Source organism: Conyzicola lurida (genome assembly GCF_014204935.1).
Taxonomy (GTDB): domain Bacteria; phylum Actinomycetota; class Actinomycetes; order Actinomycetales; family Microbacteriaceae; genus Conyzicola; species Conyzicola lurida.
Genome location: NZ_JACHMJ010000001.1, coordinates 2,250,586 through 2,270,587, shown reverse-complemented (window position 1 = coordinate 2,270,587; position 20,002 = coordinate 2,250,586). Strand labels below are relative to the sequence as shown.

Sequence of the window (20,002 nt, the reverse complement as noted above, 5' to 3'; positions counted from 1 at the left end):
GCCGGGTTTAGCCCTCGGCACGTCCGAACCCCCGAAAACGTTGGGTTTCGCTCAGGCACGCCCGCGCCTAGGCTCGCCGCATGAGACGAGTCTTCCCCGTCGCGATCGCGGTGCTGGTGCTCACCGGGTGCGTGGCGGCACCGCCCTCGATACCGGCCGCCACTCCGCCCGAGTCGGGGCCCGCGTCGACCGGTGCCGTGTCCGCGCTGCCACTCGTCAACCTCTGGCGCGTCACCGAGGCCGACGGTTCGGGCGACGAGGCGTACCTGCGGCTCGACGGGCGCGACCTCACGGTCTGGACCGCGTGCGGAGTCGCGACCGGCGACTGGCGGGCGGCGGGCGGCGCCTTCCTCGCCGACGTGTCCGGAGGACTCGGCACCGGATGTCTCACCGAGAACCCCGCGATCCCCGTGGCGTCGCTCGAGTGGCTCTACGCCGCGCGAGGCTTCAGGCTCGTGGATGACGCGGCCGAGGTCGAACTCCTCGACAGCGACGGTGCCGTGGTGGCCGTGCTCCGCGTCGACGGCGCCCCGCCGGCCAACGACAGCATCAGCGACGACTACCTGCGCGCCCCCGAGGTCACGCCCGAGATCGAGGCGCTCTTCGCGGAGGCCGCGCCGCTCCCCGACGGCGTCGAGCCCGCCGATGCCGCCGCGCTCGTCGGACGCTGGGAACCGGCGGGCGACTACTCGCCCGACCAGCCCTTCGTCGAACTCGCGGAGGACGGGAGCTGGACCGGCTCCGACGGCTGCAACGGCGGCAGCGGACGCTGGGTGGTGGGCGACGACGGCCGGATCCTCGCGACGGCCGGACCGAGCACGCTGATCGGCTGCGACGGCGCCGCCGTGCCGAACTGGCTCGCCGCGGCATCCACCGCGGGTCTCACGGATTCGCAACTCGTGTTCTTCGACACAGCGGGAATCGAGCTCGGAAGGGTCGCGCCGTCATAGGCTGGCGCAATGACAACCGCTGCCACACGTCCCGTCCGCATCGGCGTGCAGATCGCACCCCAGCATGCCGAGTACGCCCACATCCGAGAGACCGCCGCCGAGCTGGAAGAGCTCGGAGCCGACATCCTGTTCAACTGGGATCACTTCTACCCGCTCAGCGGCGAGCCCGACGGCCTGCACTTCGAGTCGTGGACCATGCTCGCCGCCCTCGCCGAGCAGACGAACCGCGTCGAGATCGGCGCGCTCGTCAACTGCAACAGCTACCGCAACGCGAACCTGCAGGCCGACATGGCCCGCACGATCGACCACATCAGCGCGAAGGACACGGGCGTCGGCCGGTTCATCTTCGGCACCGGCTCCGGCTGGTTCGAGCGTGACTACGACGAGTACGGCTACGAGTTCGGCACCGTCGGCCAGCGTCTCGACGCCCTCGCCGAGGCGCTGCCCGTGATCGAGGACCGCTGGGGCAAGCTCAACCCGGCACCCACCCGCAAGATCCCCGTGCTCATCGGCGGCGGCGGCGAGAAGAAGACGCTGCGCATCGTCGCGAAGCACGCCGACATCTGGCACAGCTTCGGCGACGCCGCGACCCTCGAGCGCAAGCTCGGCATCCTCGCCGAGCACGGCGAGTCCGTGGGACGGGACACCTCGCAGATCGAGATCTCGACGGAGATCGGCAAGGCGACCCCCGCCGAGGCCGAGGAGAAGCTCGCGCTCGGTGCGACCCTGTTCACCGTGGGACTCTCCGGTCCGAAGTACGACACGGCGCGCGTGGCCGACTGGCTGGCCTGGCGCGACGAGAAGAACTCCTAGCGGGCGGGCAGCCTCAGGCGCCGCCCTCGCGCAGCTCGGAGACGAGCGACGCGACGACGGCCTTGAGGCTGCCGCCGGTGTCGGCGGCGACCCCGAGCTGGCGCTGGTAGCTCGCACCGCCGTCGAGGATTCTCTCGATGCCCCACAGCTCCTCGAGACAGCCGAGCGAATCGGCGATCGGGGTGAGACGTTCCATGATCGCGCGCAGGTCGTCGGTCACGAGGGTCTCGTTGCCCTCGGCGTCGAGGATGATGATCGCCTCCATGCCGTACCGGGCCGCGCGCCACTTGTTCTCGCGCACGAACCACGGCTGCAGCGTGGGCAGGTCTTCGCCGCGGTCGAGCTTCTGCGAGAGCTCCTCGACCAGACACTGGGCGAGCGCCGCGACCGACGCCACCTCCGTCGTGGTCGACAGCCCGTCGCAGAACCGGATCTCGACCGTTCCCCACTTGGGCGACGGCCGCAGGTCCCAGCGCAGTTCGGAGTGGTCGTCGATGACCCCGACGTGGGTGAGGTCGGCGACCAGGCGCTCGTACTCCTCCCAGCTGCCGAGCTGGGGCGGGAGCCCGGCCGTGGGCAGCTGCTGGAACAGCATCGTGCGGCTCGAGGCGTAGCCGGTGGCCTCGCCCGACCAGAACGGGCTCGACGCCGAGATGGCCTGGAAGTGCGGGTAGTAGGGCAGCAGTCCGTTGATGATCGGCAGCGCCTTGCGGTGGTCCTCGATGCCGACGTGCATGTGCACGCCCCAGATCATCATCTGGCGGCCCCACCACTGGGTGCGGTCGATGAGGGTGGCGTAACGCTCCTTGTCGGGCGTCACCTCCTGCTGGAACCACTGGCTGAACGGGTGGGTGCCGGAGCACATCAGGTCGACTCCGAGCGGGTCGGTCACCTCGCGCACGCGCTCCACCATGCGGCGCAGGTCGTCGACGGCGTCGCCGACCCGGTCGTGCGGAGCGCTCACGAGCTCCACCGTGTTGGTGAGCAGTTCGCCCGTGACCTGGGGCAGCGAGCCCGGGTCGTCGGCGAGCCGGGCGAGCACCTCCGGACCGGCAGGGGTGAGCTCGCCGCTGGCGTGGTCCACGCAGGCGAGCTCCCATTCGATGCCGACGGTCGAGCGTTTCGAGGCGCCGAATTCGATGTCCATCCTGCGATTGTGGCAAGTTTCGGGGCGAGAAGCGCGCAACACGGCCAATCCCGCGTCACGAACTGCCATGATCCACGGGTTGAGAAGAAATGTCGGATGCCGCCGCTAGCGTCGTACGCATGACCCCGACGTCCCCCGTGCCTGTTCCGGGCCGCGCGCCCGGCCTCACCCCGGCGGTGACCGTGGCCATCGTGGTGACGGTGCTCGCCTGGGCGAGCGCCTTCATCGTGATCCGCGGCACCGCGCCGTACTTCAGCGGGGGAGCCCTCGCTCTCGGCCGTCTCGCCGTCGGTGCCGCGCTGCTGAGCCTGCTGCTCATCGGGCGAAAGTGGGTAGCGCCCGACCGCCGGGAGTGGCTGCTCATCGCCGGTTTCGGCGTCGTCTGGTTCGGCGGCTACAACGTGGCCCTCAACATCGCAGAGAAGTCGCTCGACGCCGGCACCACGGCCATGATCGTGAACATCGGGCCGATCCTCATCGCGCTCGGTGCCGGGGTGTTCCTGCGCGAGGGCATTCCCAAATGGCTCGCCATCGGCGCGGGCATCGCGTTCCTCGGCGTCGTGCTCATCGGATTCGGTACGGGCGGTACCGCGGGTGTGGACCCCGTCGGAGTCGTGTGGGCGCTCGTCGCGGCCGTGACCTACGCCGCCGGAGTCCTGATGCAGAAACCGGCGTTGAAGCGCCTCCCCGCGGCCCAGGTCACCTGGCTGGGCTGTGTCATCGGGCTCGTCGCGTGCCTGCCGTTCGCGGGCGAACTCGTCTCCGCGCTCGCCGACGCTCCCGCCGCCGCGATCGGGGGAGTGGTGTACCTCGGCGCCGTCCCCACGGCTCTCGCCTTCAGCACCTGGGCGTACGCCCTCTCGCGCATGCCCGCCGGGCACCTCGGGGTCACCACCTACATCGTTCCGCCGCTCGCTATCCTGCTCGGCCTCGTCGTTTTCGGCGAGATCCCGGCCCTCACCGCCATCCTCGGCGGTGCCGTCTGCCTCGTCGGCGTCGCGGTGAGCCGTCGCCGTCCGGCACTCGCCGCCGCTGACCGGGCCTGAGAGCGCCCGGCTGTTCCCGCATCGGCCGTTTATCTGGCAGAATGGTGTGTTGAGCCCTCCGCGCCCGACCCTCTAATCAGGTGCGGAAGGGATCCCTTAGAGCTTTTGTGCCGAGTGTGCCCCCACGCTCACGGCTAGCAGTTCGCCACCAAAACATTTATCTCAGGAGAATTGTGGCTGTAAAGATTCGTTTGAAGCGCATGGGCAAGATCCGTGCACCGTTCTACCGCATCGTCGTTGCCGACTCGCGCACCAAGCGCGACGGCCGTTCGATCGAGGAGATCGGAAAGTACCACCCGACCGAGAACCCCTCGTTCATCGAGGTCGACTCGGCTCGCGCCCAGTACTGGCTGTCCGTCGGCGCCCAGCCGAGCCCGCAGGTTGAGGCGATCCTCAAGCTGACCGGCGACTGGGGCATCTTCAAGGGCGACAAGAACGCGGTCTCGACCGTCAAGACCAAGGAGCCCAAGGTTGCCTTCGTCTCCGACGAGAAGAAGAAGCCGGTTCTGAAGCCCAAGACCGAGAAGCCCGCCGAGAAGGTCGCGGAGGCTCCCGCCGAGGAGTCCACCGAGACCGTCGAAGCGACTGCAGACGAGGCCTAACAACTATGCTCGCTCCCGCTCTTGAACACCTCGTCAAGGGGATCGTCGATCACCCTGAAGATGTGCAGGTAGCAGCTAAGAGTTCGCCACGCGGCGAGGTCCTCGAGGTGCGCGTGCACCCCGAGGACCTCGGCCGTGTGATCGGCCGCGCAGGCCGCACCGCCAAGGCGCTCCGCACCCTGATCACGGCTCTCGCCGACGGTCGCAAGGTGCGCGTCGACGTGGTTGACACCGACTTCTAATCCGGTGGCAGCAGCAGCACAGTCCAACAAGTCGCAATTGCGAGTCGGTCGCCTCACCAAGGCGCACGGCCTCAAGGGCGGCATCAAAGTCGAGATGTTCACGGATGACCCGGACGGTCGTTTCACCCCGGGATCCGTTTTCACTCTCCAGGTCCCGACGAGTTCGGCCTGGCACAACAAGACGATCGAGCTCATCGAGCTCAAGTGGTACAACAGCCACGCCGTCGCCTTCTTCAAGGACGTCCCCGACCGCTCGGTCGCCGAGACGCTGATCAAGGCGATCCTCTGGATCGACCACGACCTCGCCGAGATCCCCGATGAAGAAGACGCCTGGTTCGACCACCAGCTGGTCGGACTCACGGTTCTCCGCGACGGCGTGAAGGTCGGCACCGTCGCCGAGATCGATCACTTCCCGGCGCAGGACCTGCTCACGGTCAAGACCGACAACGGCAACGTCCTCGTGCCGTTCGTCAAGGCGATCGTCACCGCGGTCGACGTCAAGGCCGGCACCCTCACCGTCACGCCTCCCGTCGGGCTCTTCGAAGAGCTCCCCGACGAGGAACAGCCCGGCGCCGAAAAGCTCGTCGAATACATCGAGCCGGATGCCGCGTCCGACGCCCCCGAAAGCGATACCCCCGCGCCTGCCGAAAGCTAGGCCGATGCGCATCGACATCATCAGCATCTTCCCCGAGTTCTTCGGGGTGCTCGACATCTCGCTGCTCGGCAAGGCGCGCGAGAAGGGCATCATCGACCTCGGCGTGCACAACCTGCGGGACTTCGCGCACGACAGGCACCGCACGGTCGACGACACCCCCTACGGCGGCGGCGCCGGAATGGTGATGAAGCCCGAGCCGTGGGGCGAGGCCTTCGACGAGGTGCTCACGGACGCGTCATCCGTCGTCATCTTCCCGTCGCCCGCCGGCGAGAGGTTCACGCAGGCCACCGCCCGCGAGCTGGCCCTCGAGCCGCACCTCGTGTTCGGCTGCGGCCGCTACGAGGGAATCGACCAGCGCGTCATCGCCCACACGTCCACGCGTGCGCGCGTGCGCGAGGTCAGCCTCGGCGACTACGTGCTCAACGGGGGAGAGGTCGCCGTCATGGCGATGATCGAGGCGATCGGCAGGCTCGTCCCCGGTGTCGTCGGCAACCCCGAGAGCCTCACCGAGGAGAGCCACGAAGACGGGCTACTCGAATACCCGAGCTACACGAAGCCCGGCGTCTGGCGCGACCTCGAGGTTCCGCCGGTGCTGCTGAGCGGCAACCACGGCGCGATCGCCGCCTGGCGTCACGAGCAGCAGCTCGAGCGCACGAGACGCGTGCGGCCGGATCTGCTCGGGGAGTAGCGGGCCCGCGGGATCACCCGCCCGACAGGTCGACCGGTTCTTGCGAGCGCGAATCGTCCTGTTCGAGGTGCGACGGGGCTGAACCGTCCTGTCGACCAGTCGACCAGTCGAGCAGTCGGCAGTCGGGGACCCGGGCTAGGAGCGCGCCGTCAACACCCGCGGACCGTCAGCGGTGATCGCGACGGTGTGCTCCACGTGTGCGGCGCGCGAGCCGTCGGCGCTGCGCAGTGTCCAGCCGTCTTTGTCGGTGTAGATCTTCGAGGTGCCGAGCATGAGCCACGGCTCGATCGCGAAGACCAGGCCCTCGCGCAGTGGAAATCCGCGCTTCGGGCGACCGTCGTTGGGCACGTGCAGGTCGCCGTGCATGGTGCGGCCCACGCTGTGTCCGCCGAAGTCGAGGTTCACCGCGTAGCCGGCCGCGTGCGCGACCTGGCCGATCGCAGCGGACACGTCGCCCATCTTGCCGCCGGGCTGGGCGGCCGCGATGCCCGCCTCGAGGGCGAGCTCGACGGTGGCGAGGAGCGCGAGGTCCTCGTCGCGGGGCGTGCCCACGGTGAGCGTGATCGCGGAGTCGGCGACCCAGCCGTCGACGGATGCCGCGAAGTCGAGACTCACGACGTCGCCGTCGCGCAGCCGGTAGTCGTGGGGGAGTCCGTGCAGCGCGGCGTCGTTGACCGACGTGCACAGAACCTTGCCGAACGGCGACGCGCCGAACGAGGGGTGGTAGTCGATGTAGCAGCTCTCGGCCTTACGCTGCCTGATCATGCTGTGGGCCAGTTTGTCGAGCTCGAGCAGGTTGACGCCGACGTCGGTGGCGGCCGCGGTTGCTTCGAGGACACTGGCGACGAAGGCCCCCGCGACGGCCATCTGTTCGATTTCGGCGGGGGTGCGCAGTTCAATCATGGTGCTGCCAGTCTAGACGGCACCTGCTGCCGAAGCTCAGAGCTGCAGAAACCCAGAGTGCGAAACTCAGAGCTCCGAAAACTTAGAGAAGTGCTGTCAGGCGGCGCTATTGGTGCGGTACGGCTCGAGGACGTCGCGCACGACGACGCGGGCTTTCTCGAGGTACCGCTCGTCGCCGTCGCGGTCGATGCGGAACGCGCGGTTGATCAGCGCCATGGCGATCTCGATGGCGACATCCAGATCGACGACGAAGTCCTCGGTCGTGGGGAGGTCGTACCGCTCGCCCATGAACTGCAGGATCTGGGTGGCGAGCTCTTTGTTCGAGTTGACGTTGCTGTCGATGAACCGCTCGTCGATCACGCCGCCGAAGTGCAGGGCGCGGAAGCCCGGTTCGGAGCGCGAGAGCTGCGCGTAGACGTCGAGGATGAGGTCGAGTTCGCCGAGCCATTCGCTGGGGTTCTCATCGACCACGGTGAACGTGGCGGAGAGGAAGCGCTCCATGTTGCGGGCGGCGAGGGCGCGCAGCAAGGACTGGATGTTGGGGAAATAACGGTAGACGACTCCGACCGACGAGCGCGAGCGCGCGGCGACATCGCTCGTGGTGAGTCCGTCGATGCCCTTCTCGTCGATGAGGGAGGCTGCGGTGTCGAGGAGGAGGGTGATTCGCTCGCTGCTGCGCTGCTGCACAGGTTCCGTGCGAATGGTCGCCAAACTCGGGAGGAGTGCCGATTGGTCTTTCATTGCCGCAATTACCCCGTATTCGTGGTCGAGCCCAGCATGAGGCTACCCTTAAAGCATGTATCTCCGTCGAGCACTGTTCTATTGGCAGTTTATCGCAGCAATTGTGCTGCCCTCGTGGGTGCTAATTGGCCGTGGTATCATCCTCGACGGCGTGGGCTGGGATTTCCTGCTGTATCTCGTGCTCTGCCCCGTGCTTTTCGTCGTGATGCTGGCTGTCGCCGGTCTCACGACCGCACGGAAAGCGGTGCGTGAAGCCCGCGCGGTGTCCTGGACGGATGCGGCCGTCCTCGGAGCGTGGCACATCGCCATCATCGCTTACGGCTTCGCCACCTCGGGCGCCCTCTCCGTCGTCATCGTGCTGATCGCGCTCGTCGCCTTTTGGAACGCCGTCTGGCAGTTGTTCCGCGAGACCCGTACGCGAGTGCAGGCCGCCCTCTCGCTCGATCCGATCGACGTCGGAACCTACCGCGCGGAAACGCCGGAACCCGGGCCGGCCTCGGGCCGCGTTATCATCGTGAACCCGGACGGCACCCGCGAGGAGCTGCCCGACCGCTGAGGCGCCCGGCGAAGTGGCGGCAATCGCGCAATTTATGCGATGATTGATCTTTGTGCTTCCGCACGTTTCTGCCACAGGGGAAACGTGGTCACGTGACGCACGCCTCCTTACTTCAAGAATTATCAAAAAGTGATCGACCTGTGGCGGTTGCAGAGAGTGAATACCATGCATATTCTCGACGCCGTTGATGCGGCTTCCCTCAAGGACAACATCCCGGCCTTCCGCGCCGGTGACACCGTCAAGGTGCACGTCAACATCATCGAAGGCACGCGCTCGCGTATCCAGGTCTTCCAGGGTGTCGTCATCGGCCGCTCGGGCGAGGGCGTCCGCGAGACGTTCTGCGTCCGCAAGGTCAGCTTCCAGGTCGGCGTAGAGCGCACCTTCCCCGTGCACTCGCCGGTCATCGACCACATCGAGGTCGTCACCCGCGGTGACGTCCGTCGCGCGAAGCTGTACTACCTGCGCAACCTGCGTGGCAAGAAGGCGAAGATCAAGGAGAAGCGCGACGCGTAAGCGTCTCTCTTAACTTGAGACCCACACCCCCCCGGGTGAACTACTGAGCTCCCTGCCGAATACAATTGGCAGGGAGCTCAGGGGTTTAATGACAAGCGAACTACAGCCGGCTGGCGCGACGAGCGCCGACGAAGACAGCCGGCGCACGACGGGGAAGCCCCGTCTCACGGACAAGCAGCGCAAGACGCGCGGAGTGAAGCTGTTCCTCCGCGACATCCTCTTCATCTTTCTCGCGGCCCTCCTCATCTCGTTCCTGATCAAGACGTTCCTGATCCGCTCGTTCTACATCCCCTCGGAATCGATGATGGACACGCTGCATGTCGACGACCGCATCATTGTCAACCTGCTGGAGCCCGACGTCGTACCCATCGACCACGGCGACGTCGTGGTCTTCACCGACCCGGGCGGATGGCTGGGGGTGCCCGTGCCGAAGAACCAGAACCCCGTGGCCGCCGGGATCGACGCCGTGCTCGGTTTCGTCGGACTCAGCGCGCCCGACAGCGACGACCACCTGATCAAGCGCGTCATCGGCCTGCCGGGCGACCTCGTCACCTGCTGCAACGACCTCGGCCAGATGCTCGTCAACGGCGTCCCGCTCGAGGAGCCGTACACCGAGCTGGGCAACGCCACCAAGGCCACGACGAACGACTTCACGATCACCGTGCCGGAGGACTCGCTCTGGGTGATGGGCGACAACCGCTACGACTCGGCCGACTCCTCGTACCACTACGCCCTCGACCCCGAGACCGCCTTCGTGCCGATCGACAACGTCGTGGGGCGCGCGGTGCTGGTGACCTGGCCGCTCGACCGCTGGACCTGGCTCGACAACTACCCCATCGTCTTCCGCGGTGTCGACGCCGCGAAGGACTGACATGGCGGTGACGGACCCGACCCTCGAGGTCGAGACGGCGATGCACCGGGCCGGGGCGCGCTACGTCATCGGCATCGACGAGGTGGGCCGGGGCGCGATTGCCGGGCCGGTCGCGGTCGGACTCTGTCTGGTCGACCAGGCGGTCGGTGCACACCCGGTCGGACTGCGCGACTCGAAGATGCTCAGCGAGAAGCGGCGCGTGGAACTCGAGCCGCTCACCGTCGCCTGGGCGGTGCACACGGCGGTCGGGCTGGCGTCGGCCGACGAGGTCGACGCGATCGGCATCGTCGCGGCCCTCGGGCTCGCGGCGAAACGCGGGCTCGTCGCGATGCACCAGGCCGGGGCGCTCGTCAACGAGAGCGTCATCCTGCTGGACGGGTCGCACGACTGGTTGAATCCGGCGCTGCAGGCACCACTGCGGGTTCAGACCCGCGTGAAGGCCGACCGCGACTGCGCGTCGGTGGCCGCGGCATCCGTCGTGGCAAAAGTGCACAGGGACACCCTGATGATCGAGGCCGACGGCCGCCTGCCCGGCTACGGCTGGGCCGGCAACAAGGGCTACGGCTCCGCGGCGCACTTCGCCGCGATCGACGAGCTCGGCGCGACGGATCTGCACCGGCGCACGTGGCTCAAGACTTCGGCTTAGGATTGTCAGACGATGGACGAAGACGAGTTCGAAGACTACGACCGCGAGGTCGAGCTAGCCCTGTACCGCGAATACCGTGACGTGGTGGGGCAGTTCCGCTATGTCGTGGAGACGGAACGCCGCTTCTACCTCGCGAACGAGGTCGAACTCGTGCGCCAGGACACCGAGCACGACTTCTACTTCGAATTGACGATGAACGACGTGTGGGTGTGGGACGTCTACCGTTCCGACCGCTTCGTGAAGAGCGTACGCGTTCTCACTTTCAAGGACGTCAACGTCGAAGAGCTGAGCTCGAAGGAGCTCGAGCTGCCCAAGGAACTCGCTCTCGACGAATAGTCGTCGTGGTAGTGACGCCCGGATGCCTGACGGCCTCCGGGCGTTTTTCTTTTAAGTTTGCTCTTGCGTTCCGATAGATACCGATATATCGTTACTACATCGCCGACGAACGGTCGGCGAATCTGACGAAAGGACGGAACCGCTATGAACAGCGACTTCCACACGAACGACCATCACCGCCACGAGCGCGGAGAGGGCCACACGCCTCGCGGCTTCGGACGCGGAGAGCGCATGCGCGCCTTCGCCGCCGGCGCCCCCGGTTTCGGCCCCGGCTTCGGCGGGTTCGGACCGCGCGGCTTTATGCCACCCGGGCCGCAGCGCAAGCGCCGGGGCGACGTCCGGCTCGCGATCATCTCCCTGCTGAAAGAGAAGCCGTACAACGGCTACGCGCTCATCAAGGACATCGCCGAGAGGAGCGGCGGTACCTGGACTCCGAGCCCCGGCTCGGTGTACCCGACACTGCAGCAGCTCGTCGACGAGGAACTCATCGAGGGCGTCGGCGAGGGCCGCCGCACCGAGTTCCAGCTCACCGCCGAGGGGCGCGCCTACGTCGAGGCCCACACCGAGGAACTCGACCGCGTCTGGGCGAGCGTCACCGAGCGCACCGACGCCGACGCGGGCCTGCACGAGAGCGTCGCGAAGCTCATGGGCGTGGTGCACCAGTTCCGGTTCGCCGCCACCGACGCGCAGCGTGCCGAGGCAGTGACCAAGCTGGACGAGGCGCGCCGTGCCCTCTACGGCATCCTCGCCGACTAATCCGATGGCCGCGGCTAACCGGGGGAGCAGCGCCTAGCATGGCGTTGCTCCCCTTTTCTCTTCCCTATTGGACACAGCGTGCTGCTCACCCCCGCGGACATCGCCGCGACACTCGACCCCGCCACCCTCGAGGCCTCCGGTAGGGCGTCCGTCGCGCTCGAGGAGTTCCGTGCCGAATTCACGGACGACGACGCCGTGTTCGCCGCCACTTTCGCGCGGGCAGAGAGCGCGGCCAGCGCGGCCCTCGCCGGCCTCGCGGCGGATGCGCGCGAGACGGGGCTGGCCCGCCTGGGGCTCGCGGCCTCCGCGGGCGCGCGGGACGCGGCATCCGTCCTCGAGGCCACACTGACCGCGCTCGACGCGCCCCACGACGTGGCCGCCGTGCACGAGGCGATCGATCCGGGCGGCGACGTCGCGGCCGAGCTGTCGCTCGACGGACGCACCCTGCTGGTGCCGGCCGCGCTCGACCACGCCTGGCTGGTGGCACGGCGGCCGTTCTTCCTCGGCAACGCCCGGACCGCGCGCGCCGTGCTCGCGGCACGCCTCAGCACCCCGGTCGTGCCGTTGCCGATCTCGGGCGGCCTGCTCGCCGACGAGGAGGCCTACCGCGCGGCGATCGCTGCGTATGCCGCCGGGGACGCCAACCCGATCGTGCTCGTGCTCGCCCGCGCCGTCGAGGCGACGGTCGAGAACGCGCGGGCGCTCGCCTCCGCGCTCGCGATCACTCGCGACGACTGGGACCACCGCATGGTCGGCGTCCGATCGCACGCCAGCTCGCGCGACCTCGTCGCGGTCGTGCTCGACAACCCGGTGATCGACGCGAAGCTCACCGTGCCGGCCCTCGGGGTGACCCTGGCCGCGGCGTACACCGCCATCGAGACGCTGGTGGAACGCGGCATCCTCGAACCACGGGGCCCCGAACGCCGCAACCGCGCGTGGTTCGCACCAGCCATCCTCGACGCGGTCGACGCGTTCGTGGAGCGGGCCGGGTCAGTCCTTCCGGGCCACGAGGATGTCGCGGACCTTGCGTCGCTCGACCTTGCCGACGAGTGACCGCGGCAGTTCGTCGAGCACGACGATCTTCTTCGGCACCTTGTAGGCCGTGAGCTTGGTGCGGGCGAACTCGCGCAGCGCCTCGGTGTCGAGGGTCGCGCCCTCGCGGGCGACGACGGCGGCGGAGACGTCTTCCGTTCCGCTCGCGCGGCGGATTCCGACCACGGCGGCGGCGTCGACATCCGGGTGGCTCGTCAGCACTTCTTCGACCTCGGAGGGTGAGACGTTGAAGCCGCCGGTGATGATGAGTTCCTTGATGCGGTCGATCACCGAGACGTAGCCGTCGGGGGAGACCGTGACGATGTCGCCGGTGCGCAGCCAGCCGTCGGCGAGAAGGGTGGCGGCGGTCTCGTCGGGGCGGTTCCAGTAGCCCTGGAACACCTGCGGGCCGCGCAGCAGCAGCTCGCCGGCCTCGCCTTCGTGGCGGTCGACCTCGGGGTTCTCGGGGTCGACGACGCGGATCTCGGTGCTCGGGAACGGCACACCCACGGTACCGGGGCGGCGGCTCGGGCCCATCGGGTTGCCGACGGCGAGCGGGCTGGTCTCGGTCATGCCGTAGCCCTCGACGAGGAGGCCGCCGCTGGCTTCCTCCCAGCGCTCGACGGTCGCGACCGGGAGGCTCATCGCCCCGGAGATCGCGAAACGGATGTGCGAGAGGCCGGCCCGGCGGCGCTTGGAGACGCGGGTGAGGGCGTCGTAGATGGGCGGCACGGCGGGCAGGAAGGTCGGGGGCGACTTCTTGGCCGCATCCAACACCATCGTCACGTCGAACTTCGGGAACAGCACGAGCTTGGCGCCGATGCTCATGGCGACGGTGAGGCAGAGCGTGAGGCCGTAGGCGTGGAACAGGGGGAGCACGCCGTAGAACGTCTCCTTGCCGAGCTTGAGGCCCGGCACCCAGGCCTGGCCCTGCGCCGCGTTCGCGCGCAGGTTGCCGTGGGTGAGGATGGCGCCCTTGGGGGTGCCGGTGGTGCCGCTGGTGTACTGCAGAACGGCGACGTCGTCGACCGAGGGGCGCGGGCGCTTGCGCAGGATGCGCGGGCCGTCGATGAGCTTCTCCCAGGTGAAGACGCGGCGGGCGGCGGGCGTCGCGGTCATCGAGGCGCGGGTCTCGCGGGCTTTCTTGATCGGGAGGCGCAGGGCAACACGCTTCCCCAGCGGCAGCGCGGTCGTCATGTCGACCGAGATGATCTTCTTCAGCGGCAGGTCGTTCGGGAAAGCGGAGACCGCGTCGTGCGTCTTGTCCCACACGATGGCGACGGTGGCGCCGTGGTCCTCGAACTGGTGGCGCAACTCGCGCGCGGTGTAGAGCGGGTTGTGCTCGATCACGATGGCGCCGAGACGCAGCACCGCGTAGAAGGCGGCGACGTGCTGCGGGCAGTTCGGCAGCACGATGGCGACCCGGTCGCCCTTCGTCACACCGAGACGGCGGAGACCCTCGGCGGCGCGGGCGACCTGCTCGGCGAGCTCGTCGTAGCTGGTCTCGGCGCCGAAGAATTCGAGGGCCGTGCGGCGTCCGTACTTCTTCACGCTCGCGTCGAGCATGTCGATGAGCGACTCGGTGGGCTCGTCGATCTCGTCGGGAACCCCCGGTGCGTAAGAGCTCAACCACGGCTTGTTCTCGTATACGTTCACAGCGACCTTCCCCAAGAGCGAAACTCCAGTATCCGTCACAAAGCTGAGTGACTTCTCCTCCACAGGGTGCTTCGGCGCGGCGGACCCGACCGATGGGGCTCTCATCCATTTCTTGACGGATGCCGCGGGCCAGTCTTATGGCCGGAGGTGGTCATGGCGGCGAAAGACGAGCTCGGCAGGCGGGGCGAAGAGCTCGCGTGCGAGTTCCTCGTGAGGGCGGGCATGCGGCTGGTCGAGCGCAACTGGCGGTGCACGCAGGGCGAGATCGACCTGGTGGTGCGCGACGGGCCCGAGCTGGTGTTCGTCGAGGTGAAGACGCGGTCGAGCACGCAGTACGGGCACCCCCTCGAGGCGATCACCATGGCCAAGCTGGCGCGGCTGCGCCGGCTGGCCGCGGCGTGGTGTGCGGCGCACCCCGGCGACCACGGACTGGTGCGCATCGACGCGGTGGCGATCGTGGCGCCGGTGTTCGGAGCCGTCGTGATCGAGCATCTGAAGCGGGTGTTCTGATGGCGGTGGGCCGCACGCACGCGGTGTCCCTGTTGGGGCTGCGCGGGGCGATCGTGGAGATCGAGGCCGACATCTCGGCCAACCTGCCGTTCTTCGTGCTCATCGGGCTGCCCGACGCGGCGCTCGGCGAGGCGAAAGACCGGGTGCGGGCGGCGGCCACCAACTCGGGGTGCGACCTGCCCCCGCACAAGATCACCGTCAACCTCTCGCCCGCGGCTCTGCCCAAACACGGCTCGGGATTCGACCTCGGCATCGCGCTGGCCATTCTCGCTTCGGCCGGCACGGTCGATCCCGCGTCGGTCGACCGGGTGGTGCACCTCGGCGAGCTCGGTCTCGACGGGCGGCTGCGGCCGATCGCGGGCATCCTGCCGGCGGTGGTCGGCGCGCAGGCGGCCGGGTTCACGACCGTCATGGTGCCGACCGGCAACGCCGAGGAAGCGGCGCTCGTGCCCGGGGTGCGGGTGGTCGCCGCGGCATCCCTGCTCGACGCCGTCATCTGGCACGGCGGCGAGTTCGAGCCCGTGCCGGTCGAACCGATCCTCGGGCACCTCCCCGTCGCCCCGGAGCACGACGATCAGCTCGACCTCGCCGACGTCATCGGCAGCGCCGACTCGGTCGAGGCGATGCTGGCCGCCGCCGCGGGCGGGCACCACGTGTTCCTGCTCGGGCCGCCGGGCGCCGGCAAAACGATGCTCGCGGCCCGGCTGCCCGGGCTTCTGCCCGCGCTCAGCCCCGAGGACGCGCTCGAGGTGAGCTCGCTGCGGTCGCTCGCCGGCCTGCCGGTCGGGTCCGCGCTGCCCACGCGTCCTCCGCTGGAGAGCCCGCACCACACGGCGACCGCGGCAGCGCTGATCGGCGGCGGCAGCGGGCTGATCCGTCCGGGCGCGGCGGCGCGGGCGTCGCACGGCGTGCTGTTCCTCGACGAGGCGCCCGAGTTCCCGTCCAGCGTGCTCGACGCGCTGCGGCAGCCGCTCGAGAGCGGGGTGATCAGCATCCACCGCGCCAACTCGGTCGCGCACTTCCCCGGCGCGTTCCAGCTCGTCATGGCGGCCAACCCGTGCCCGTGCGGCCAGTACGGAGCCCGCGACTCCGACTGCACCTGCACGCCGACCGCCCGCCGCCGCTACCTGGGGCGCATCTCGGGGCCGCTGCTCGACCGCATCGACATCCAGCTGCGCGTCAACCGCATCACCAGCGCGCAGCTGCGCCTGGCCGACGACACCCCGCGCATGTCCACCGCCGTCGCGCGTGGCCGGGTACTCGCGGCGCGGGAGGCCGCGGCGGCGCGGCTCGCCAGCACGCCGTGGACGCTCAACTCGCACGTTCCCGGACCGTGGCTGCGCAGCGCGCGGATGCGGCTCGCCCCGTCGACGACCGCCTCCATCGACCGGGCGCTCGAACGCGGCGGCATCACCATGCGCGGCTACGACCGGGTGCTGCGGCTCGGCTGGACGCTCGCCGACCTCGACGGGCGCGACATCCCGGGCGCCGACCACGTGGGCCGCGCCCTCTACCTGCGGAAGGCGATGAACTCATGACAATCCTGGGCTTCGGCGAGAACGATCTTGTGCCGCTCGTGACGGCGGTGGCCGGGCACGACCTCGACCGGGCGGGCATCGAGGAGGTGTTCGCGCGAGCGGCGTGGAGCGGCATCGCCGAGCCGGGCGACCGCTTCGCGTTTGCCGTCGTCGACGCCCTCGGCGCGGGTGGCGCGCTGCGCGGGCTCCGTGCGGGCTGGTCGCCCGTCGAACTGAACGCACGGCTGGCCGACGCCGGCCACGACACCCTGCCGGCCGATGATCTCGACACGGCTCTTAAACGATGGATGCCGCGGCTCGCCGACGCGGCCACCCTGCACCCGCTGCGGCAGGCCGCCCGGGTCGGGGCGCGACTCCTGGTGCCGTCCGACCCGCGCTGGCCGGCCGGGGTCGACGACCTCGAGGAGCACGCGCCGCTCGCACTCTGGGTGCGCGGAACCGACGAGGCGCTTGCCGCGCTGCCGCGGTCGATGTCGCTCGTCGGCGCGCGGGCTGCGACCGGCTACGGGGAGACCGTCACCGGGGAGGCCTCGGCCGGGCTGGTGGACCGCGGGTACGCGATCGTGTCGGGCGCCGCGTACGGCATCGACGGCATGGCGCACCGGGCGGCGTTGCGCAGCGGCGGGATCACGGTCGCGTTCCTAGCCGGGGGAGTCGACCGCTTCTACCCGGGCGGGCACGAGACCATGCTCGCCGAGATGGCGCAGACGGGCGCGGTGATCGCCGAGCTGCCGTGTGGCGCTGCGCCGACGCGCTGGCGCTTCCTTCAGCGCAACCGGCTGATCGCGGCGGCGAGCCGGGCCACGGTCGTGCTCGAGGCCGGGGCGCGGTCGGGGTCGTTGAACACGGCGGGTCACGCGTCCCAGCTGGGGCGGCCGCTGGGAGCGGTGCCCGGTCCGGTCACGAGTCCCGCGTCGGCGGGCTGCCACCGGCTGCTGCGCGAGTTCGGTGCGGTCTGCGTCACGAACCCCGACCAGATGGCCGAGCTCGCCCCTCTCGACCACGCGCCCACGCTGTTCGATCTGGGCGACGGCGCCCGGGCCGCGGATCTCACGCGGCTGTACGACGCGATGAGTGTGCGCTCGCCGCGGGACGCCGCCGACATCGCGGTGCGGTCGGGGCTGCCGCTCGACCGCGTGCGTTCGCTGCTCGGACGGCTCGAGCTCGATGGAGACGTCGTCGAGCGGGAGAGGGGGTGGGTGATGGTGCCGGGGTAGCGGGGCCGGCGACCGTCACGCGATGGTGACGACTATTTGCTGTCGACCAGGCCGATGAAGCGGCTGCCGATACCGTAGACCTCTTCGCGGTGCAGGCCGTCGGCGGGCGCGGGGAGGTCGCCGATGTTGTGGTCGTCGCAGCTCAGGTAGGTGAAATCGGGCCACCACTTCTTCGGGCGCTCGGTTTCGGTGTAGCCGCAGACGTCGCACTTCAGTGTGAACCACACCGGGCGGGCCTTGGCGCTGCGGTTCGCGCGGGACTGCACGAGCCAGGGCGGAGGGTTCTGTTCGAGGTCGTCGAAGTCGGTGGACGACATCTTCGAGGGGAAGTCGTGGCGAACCAACATCTCCACGGGGATGTCGAGGCGCTGGGCCGCGTCTCGTCTGCTGATCATCGTCCAACGATAGCCGGGACTACTGGCCCGCCTTGGTCACCGGCCGGATCAGCTCCGGACCCTCGCCCTGGAACGGGAGCGGTGCCACCTCGCGGATCTCGAGGGACCCGGCGACCGGCAGCGCGGCCTGCACGGCGGCGTCGACGAAGTCCTGGTCGCCGACCGTCGCCGGGTCGAGCCAGCGTCCCCACCACTCGCGGGGGAGCGGCACGGGGTTGCGGTCGTGGATGTCGAGCAGGTCGTCCACCGCGTCGGAGGTGAGGATCGTGGCGGTGAGGTTCCACGACGTCGGGTCGTCCTCCGCCTTGCTGTGGTCCTTCCACCAGGAGTACAACCCGGCGAAGGCCAGCGTCTCGTCATTCCCGGAGTGGATGTAGAACGGCGTCTTCTTTTTGGTGACGGGGTCGGTGTGCCACTCGTAGTAGCCCGACGCCGGGATGATGGCACGCTTCGACTTCACCGATGCGGAGAAGGTGGACTTCTCGGCAGCAGTCTCCGAGCGCGCGTTGAACGTGGGGAACTTCATGGTGAGCGACTTCGACCAGCCCGGCACGAGCGACCAGCGCGCGGTCTCGAGCCGGCGCACGAGTTCGCCGGTCTTGACGCTCTCGATCACGACCGGTACCTGCTGGGTCGGCGCCAGGTTCCAGCTCGGCGCCCAGTCGTGCACGTCGCCGCCCGCGGCGACGAACTCCTCGATCAACTCGTTGGTGTCTTTGTCGACAGCGAATCTTCCGCACATGACTCCCATCATGCTCCCCGGCACCGACAACCGCAGCGCTAGGCTGCGCCCATGACCCGTCGTGCACGATTCGCCGCTTCCCTCGTCATCCTCCCGATGGGCCTGCTCGCGCTGGCCGGTTGCGCCGCTGCCGGAGACGATGTCTCGATGGACGGTGTCGTTCTGGTCGTGGGTCCCGATACGACGGACAGGATGCAGTCGGTGCTCACCGGCGTACTCGGAACGAACGAGGCCGGCTGTGTCTCACTCGACGGCGCGGTGATCGTCGCGCCCATGGGATCGACCATCTCCGAAGACGGCCAGTACGTGTCGCTCGAGGGCATCGGGAAGTTCGGTCTGGGCGAGACGCTCCCGGCCACGGGCGGAGGGTGGATCGAATGGGGCCACGACGGCGAGGGCTACGGCGACTGCGGCGGCGGTGAGTACGCCGTGCTGCAACCTGAGTGACCGCCATCCGTTCGCAATAGTTTGTCGCATTGTCGGCCGATGAGCGTACCCTGAAGGCGTGAAACCTCTCGGTCAGTACCCCGCAGCTCAGCACGTCGTCGTGCATATCAGCGACACCCACTTCCTGGGCGCCGGCAAGAAGCTCTACGACCAGGTCGATACCGACGGCAACCTGACCCGGGCGCTCGAGCAGCTCGAGCAGTCCGGGATCCGCCCCGAGGCGATCGTCTTCACGGGCGATCTCGCCGACCTCGGCGAACCGGAGGCCTATTCGCGGCTGCGCTCGATCGTCGAGCCCGCCGCCGCGCGCCTCGGCGCCCAGGTGATCTGGGTGATGGGCAACCACGACGAGCGGCCGCAGTATTCGAGCCTGCTCTTCGACGTCGAGGCGACCGACGCCCCGCAGGACCGCGTCTACGACATCGACGGCCTGCGCATCATCGCCTTCGACACGACGGTGCCGGGCTATCACCACGGCGAGATGACCGACGCACAGCTGGAGTGGCTCGCCGACGTACTCTCTACCCCGGCCGAGCACGGCACGCTGCTCGCGCTGCACCACCCGCCGGTGCCGACGCCGCTGCTCTGGGCGATGGAGATGCTCGAACTGCGTGGGCAGGACCGACTCGAGGCGGTCGTGCGCGGCACCGACGTGCGCGGCATCCTCGGTGGCCACCTGCACTTCTCGACACACAGCACGTTCGCCGGCGTTCCCGTCTCGGTTGCGGCGGCCACCTGCTACACGCTCGCCCTCACCGCGAAAGACCGCCTGCTCTCCGGCATCAATTCCGATCAGGCGATGAACATCGTGCACGTCTACGACGACCGGCTCGTCCACTCCGTCGTACCGATCGGGGCGCGCACCGAGATCACCGGGTTCTCCACGGATTTCGTCGAGCAGATCGAGCAGATGACCCCCGACCAGCGCACCGCTTTCTTCTCGAAGAAGACGTCGCCGTTCAACCTGGGCGAAGACCCGCGTACGTAGCGGCCGGCGTAC

Annotated in this window: 25 protein-coding genes; 19 read left to right on the top strand and 6 right to left on the bottom strand. The window is 68.9% G+C overall.

From position 1 onward, the window contains the following. Nucleotides 1-80 precede the first annotated feature (80 nt). Both HD599_RS11030 and HD599_RS11025 read left to right on the top strand, forming a co-directional pair. Nucleotides 81-950: an META domain-containing protein gene (locus tag HD599_RS11030; protein WP_184237384.1), complete on the top strand. Its 870-nt coding sequence runs from the start codon at nucleotides 81-83 to the stop codon at nucleotides 948-950. Between the two features lie 9 nt (nucleotides 951-959). Then, complete coding sequence (locus tag HD599_RS11025; protein ID WP_184237381.1) at nucleotides 960-1,763, top strand: LLM class F420-dependent oxidoreductase; 804 nt, start codon at nucleotides 960-962, stop codon at nucleotides 1,761-1,763. Between the two features lie 13 nt (nucleotides 1,764-1,776). Here HD599_RS11025 and HD599_RS11020 read toward each other — a convergent pair whose 3' ends face one another. Next, nucleotides 1,777-2,910 carry a glutamate--cysteine ligase gene (locus tag HD599_RS11020; protein ID WP_184237378.1) on the bottom strand — a complete coding sequence of 378 codons (1,134 nt, stop codon included), beginning with the start codon at nucleotides 2,908-2,910 and terminating at the stop codon, nucleotides 1,777-1,779. Nucleotides 2,911-3,029: 119 nt separating this feature from the next. On the opposite strand from HD599_RS11020, the gene HD599_RS11015 reads away from it, so the two are divergent. From HD599_RS11015 to trmD, 5 genes are all read left to right on the top strand, one after another. Further along, nucleotides 3,030-3,956 carry a DMT family transporter gene (locus HD599_RS11015; protein WP_184237375.1) on the top strand — a complete coding sequence of 309 codons (927 nt, stop codon included), beginning with the start codon at nucleotides 3,030-3,032 and terminating at the stop codon, nucleotides 3,954-3,956. Nucleotides 3,957-4,129: 173 nt separating this feature from the next. Further along, the gene (gene rpsP, locus HD599_RS11010) at nucleotides 4,130-4,558 is read left to right on the top strand and encodes a 30S ribosomal protein S16 (protein WP_184237372.1); all 429 of its coding nucleotides are present in this window, start codon (nucleotides 4,130-4,132) and stop codon (nucleotides 4,556-4,558) included. A 5-nt stretch (nucleotides 4,559-4,563) separates the two neighbouring features. Continuing rightward, a complete protein-coding gene (locus tag HD599_RS11005) occupies nucleotides 4,564-4,800 on the top strand; it encodes an RNA-binding protein (RefSeq protein WP_184237369.1) in 237 nt (78 codons plus the stop codon). Nucleotides 4,801-4,804: 4 nt separating this feature from the next. Further along, nucleotides 4,805-5,455 carry a ribosome maturation factor RimM gene (gene rimM / locus HD599_RS11000; protein WP_184237366.1) on the top strand — a complete coding sequence of 217 codons (651 nt, stop codon included), beginning with the start codon at nucleotides 4,805-4,807 and terminating at the stop codon, nucleotides 5,453-5,455. Nucleotides 5,456-5,459: 4 nt separating this feature from the next. After that, nucleotides 5,460-6,143 (top strand): tRNA (guanosine(37)-N1)-methyltransferase TrmD, encoded by a 684-nt coding sequence (gene trmD, locus HD599_RS10995; RefSeq protein WP_184237364.1) that lies wholly within the window; start codon nucleotides 5,460-5,462, stop codon nucleotides 6,141-6,143. A gap of 135 nt (nucleotides 6,144-6,278) precedes the next feature. Here trmD and map read toward each other — a convergent pair whose 3' ends face one another. Both map and HD599_RS10985 read right to left on the bottom strand, forming a co-directional pair. After that, the gene (gene map, locus HD599_RS10990) at nucleotides 6,279-7,046 is read right to left on the bottom strand and encodes a type I methionyl aminopeptidase (RefSeq protein ID WP_184237360.1); all 768 of its coding nucleotides are present in this window, start codon (nucleotides 7,044-7,046) and stop codon (nucleotides 6,279-6,281) included. A 96-nt stretch (nucleotides 7,047-7,142) separates the two neighbouring features. Further along, entirely contained in the window at nucleotides 7,143-7,733 is a 591-nt protein-coding gene (locus tag HD599_RS10985; protein ID WP_184237357.1) for a TetR family transcriptional regulator, read from the bottom strand. A 205-nt stretch (nucleotides 7,734-7,938) separates the two neighbouring features. On the opposite strand from HD599_RS10985, the gene HD599_RS10980 reads away from it, so the two are divergent. From HD599_RS10980 to HD599_RS10950, 7 genes are all read left to right on the top strand, one after another. Next, a complete protein-coding gene (locus HD599_RS10980) occupies nucleotides 7,939-8,343 on the top strand; it encodes an MFS transporter (protein WP_184237354.1) in 405 nt (134 codons plus the stop codon). A gap of 165 nt (nucleotides 8,344-8,508) precedes the next feature. Further along, the gene (gene rplS, locus HD599_RS10975) at nucleotides 8,509-8,856 is read left to right on the top strand and encodes a 50S ribosomal protein L19 (protein WP_184237352.1); all 348 of its coding nucleotides are present in this window, start codon (nucleotides 8,509-8,511) and stop codon (nucleotides 8,854-8,856) included. 88 nt (nucleotides 8,857-8,944) lie between these two features. Further along, nucleotides 8,945-9,727 carry a signal peptidase I gene (lepB, locus tag HD599_RS10970; RefSeq protein ID WP_184237349.1) on the top strand — a complete coding sequence of 261 codons (783 nt, stop codon included), beginning with the start codon at nucleotides 8,945-8,947 and terminating at the stop codon, nucleotides 9,725-9,727. Nucleotide 9,728: 1 nt separating this feature from the next. Beyond that, a complete protein-coding gene (locus HD599_RS10965) occupies nucleotides 9,729-10,373 on the top strand; it encodes a ribonuclease HII (protein ID WP_184237346.1) in 645 nt (214 codons plus the stop codon). Between the two features lie 12 nt (nucleotides 10,374-10,385). Then, the gene (locus HD599_RS10960; protein WP_184237343.1) at nucleotides 10,386-10,709 is read left to right on the top strand and encodes a DUF2469 family protein; all 324 of its coding nucleotides are present in this window, start codon (nucleotides 10,386-10,388) and stop codon (nucleotides 10,707-10,709) included. Between the two features lie 144 nt (nucleotides 10,710-10,853). Beyond that, complete coding sequence (locus HD599_RS10955; RefSeq protein WP_246376170.1) at nucleotides 10,854-11,465, top strand: PadR family transcriptional regulator; 612 nt, start codon at nucleotides 10,854-10,856, stop codon at nucleotides 11,463-11,465. A 78-nt stretch (nucleotides 11,466-11,543) separates the two neighbouring features. Continuing rightward, nucleotides 11,544-12,518 (top strand): Fic family protein, encoded by a 975-nt coding sequence (locus tag HD599_RS10950; protein WP_184237341.1) that lies wholly within the window; start codon nucleotides 11,544-11,546, stop codon nucleotides 12,516-12,518. Here the strand turns inward: HD599_RS10950 and HD599_RS10945 are convergent. Next, nucleotides 12,456-14,153 (bottom strand): long-chain-fatty-acid--CoA ligase, encoded by a 1,698-nt coding sequence (locus tag HD599_RS10945; RefSeq protein ID WP_343062019.1) that lies wholly within the window; start codon nucleotides 14,151-14,153, stop codon nucleotides 12,456-12,458. The genes HD599_RS10950 and HD599_RS10945 overlap by 63 nt on opposite strands. Before the next feature lie 153 nt (nucleotides 14,154-14,306). Here HD599_RS10945 and HD599_RS10940 point away from each other — a divergent pair, with 153 nt between their 5' ends. From HD599_RS10940 to dprA, 3 genes are read left to right on the top strand one after another with little or no spacing between them, the layout of a single operon-like run. Beyond that, complete coding sequence (locus HD599_RS10940; protein ID WP_184237335.1) at nucleotides 14,307-14,663, top strand: YraN family protein; 357 nt, start codon at nucleotides 14,307-14,309, stop codon at nucleotides 14,661-14,663. Further along, nucleotides 14,663-16,201, top strand: coding sequence for a YifB family Mg chelatase-like AAA ATPase (locus HD599_RS10935; protein ID WP_184237332.1), 1,539 nt, complete (start codon nucleotides 14,663-14,665; stop codon nucleotides 16,199-16,201). The genes HD599_RS10940 and HD599_RS10935 overlap by 1 nt, the downstream gene beginning before the upstream one ends. Further along, nucleotides 16,198-17,418, top strand: a complete 1,221-nt coding sequence (gene dprA, locus HD599_RS10930) for a DNA-processing protein DprA (RefSeq protein ID WP_184237329.1) — start codon at nucleotides 16,198-16,200, stop codon at nucleotides 17,416-17,418. Before HD599_RS10935 ends, dprA begins: the two co-directional genes overlap by 4 nt. Nucleotides 17,419-17,450: 32 nt before the next feature. Here dprA and HD599_RS10925 read toward each other — a convergent pair whose 3' ends face one another. Next, nucleotides 17,451-17,813 (bottom strand): hypothetical protein, encoded by a 363-nt coding sequence (locus HD599_RS10925; RefSeq protein WP_184237314.1) that lies wholly within the window; start codon nucleotides 17,811-17,813, stop codon nucleotides 17,451-17,453. Between the two features lie 19 nt (nucleotides 17,814-17,832). After that, nucleotides 17,833-18,555: an SOS response-associated peptidase gene (locus HD599_RS10920; protein WP_184237311.1), complete on the bottom strand. Its 723-nt coding sequence runs from the start codon at nucleotides 18,553-18,555 to the stop codon at nucleotides 17,833-17,835. 51 nt (nucleotides 18,556-18,606) lie between these two features. Between HD599_RS10920 and HD599_RS10915 the strand changes: the two genes are divergently transcribed. Together HD599_RS10915 and HD599_RS10910 are read left to right on the top strand one after the other, a co-directional pair. Beyond that, nucleotides 18,607-19,002, top strand: coding sequence for a hypothetical protein (locus tag HD599_RS10915; RefSeq protein WP_184237308.1), 396 nt, complete (start codon nucleotides 18,607-18,609; stop codon nucleotides 19,000-19,002). Between the two features lie 58 nt (nucleotides 19,003-19,060). Next, a complete protein-coding gene (locus HD599_RS10910) occupies nucleotides 19,061-19,990 on the top strand; it encodes a metallophosphoesterase (RefSeq protein ID WP_184237305.1) in 930 nt (309 codons plus the stop codon). Nucleotides 19,991-20,002 lie beyond the last annotated feature (12 nt).

Excerpts from the sequence above, each read along its gene's own strand:
- HD599_RS11020 (WP_184237378.1), bottom strand. The coding sequence starts at position 2,910 with ATGGACATCGAATTCGGCGCCTCGAAACGCTCGACCGTCGGCATCGAA.
- HD599_RS10940 (WP_184237335.1), top strand. The coding sequence starts at position 14,307 with ATGGCGGCGAAAGACGAGCTCGGCAGGCGGGGCGAAGAGCTCGCGTGC.
- HD599_RS10920 (WP_184237311.1), bottom strand. The coding sequence starts at position 18,555 with ATGTGCGGAAGATTCGCTGTCGACAAAGACACCAACGAGTTGATCGAG.
- HD599_RS10955 (WP_246376170.1), top strand. The coding sequence starts at position 10,854 with ATGAACAGCGACTTCCACACGAACGACCATCACCGCCACGAGCGCGGA.
- HD599_RS10915 (WP_184237308.1), top strand. The coding sequence starts at position 18,607 with ATGACCCGTCGTGCACGATTCGCCGCTTCCCTCGTCATCCTCCCGATG.
- rplS (WP_184237352.1), top strand. The coding sequence starts at position 8,509 with ATGCATATTCTCGACGCCGTTGATGCGGCTTCCCTCAAGGACAACATC.
- trmD (WP_184237364.1), top strand. The coding sequence starts at position 5,460 with ATGCGCATCGACATCATCAGCATCTTCCCCGAGTTCTTCGGGGTGCTC.
- lepB (WP_184237349.1), top strand. The coding sequence starts at position 8,945 with ATGACAAGCGAACTACAGCCGGCTGGCGCGACGAGCGCCGACGAAGAC.
- HD599_RS10965 (WP_184237346.1), top strand. The coding sequence starts at position 9,729 with ATGGCGGTGACGGACCCGACCCTCGAGGTCGAGACGGCGATGCACCGG.
- HD599_RS10960 (WP_184237343.1), top strand. The coding sequence starts at position 10,386 with ATGGACGAAGACGAGTTCGAAGACTACGACCGCGAGGTCGAGCTAGCC.
- HD599_RS10925 (WP_184237314.1), bottom strand. The coding sequence starts at position 17,813 with ATGATCAGCAGACGAGACGCGGCCCAGCGCCTCGACATCCCCGTGGAG.
- HD599_RS11025 (WP_184237381.1), top strand. The coding sequence starts at position 960 with ATGACAACCGCTGCCACACGTCCCGTCCGCATCGGCGTGCAGATCGCA.
- map (WP_184237360.1), bottom strand. The coding sequence starts at position 7,046 with ATGATTGAACTGCGCACCCCCGCCGAAATCGAACAGATGGCCGTCGCG.
- dprA (WP_184237329.1), top strand. The coding sequence starts at position 16,198 with ATGACAATCCTGGGCTTCGGCGAGAACGATCTTGTGCCGCTCGTGACG.
- HD599_RS11005 (WP_184237369.1), top strand. The coding sequence starts at position 4,564 with ATGCTCGCTCCCGCTCTTGAACACCTCGTCAAGGGGATCGTCGATCAC.
- HD599_RS11015 (WP_184237375.1), top strand. The coding sequence starts at position 3,030 with ATGACCCCGACGTCCCCCGTGCCTGTTCCGGGCCGCGCGCCCGGCCTC.
- HD599_RS10935 (WP_184237332.1), top strand. The coding sequence starts at position 14,663 with ATGGCGGTGGGCCGCACGCACGCGGTGTCCCTGTTGGGGCTGCGCGGG.
- HD599_RS11030 (WP_184237384.1), top strand. The coding sequence starts at position 81 with ATGAGACGAGTCTTCCCCGTCGCGATCGCGGTGCTGGTGCTCACCGGG.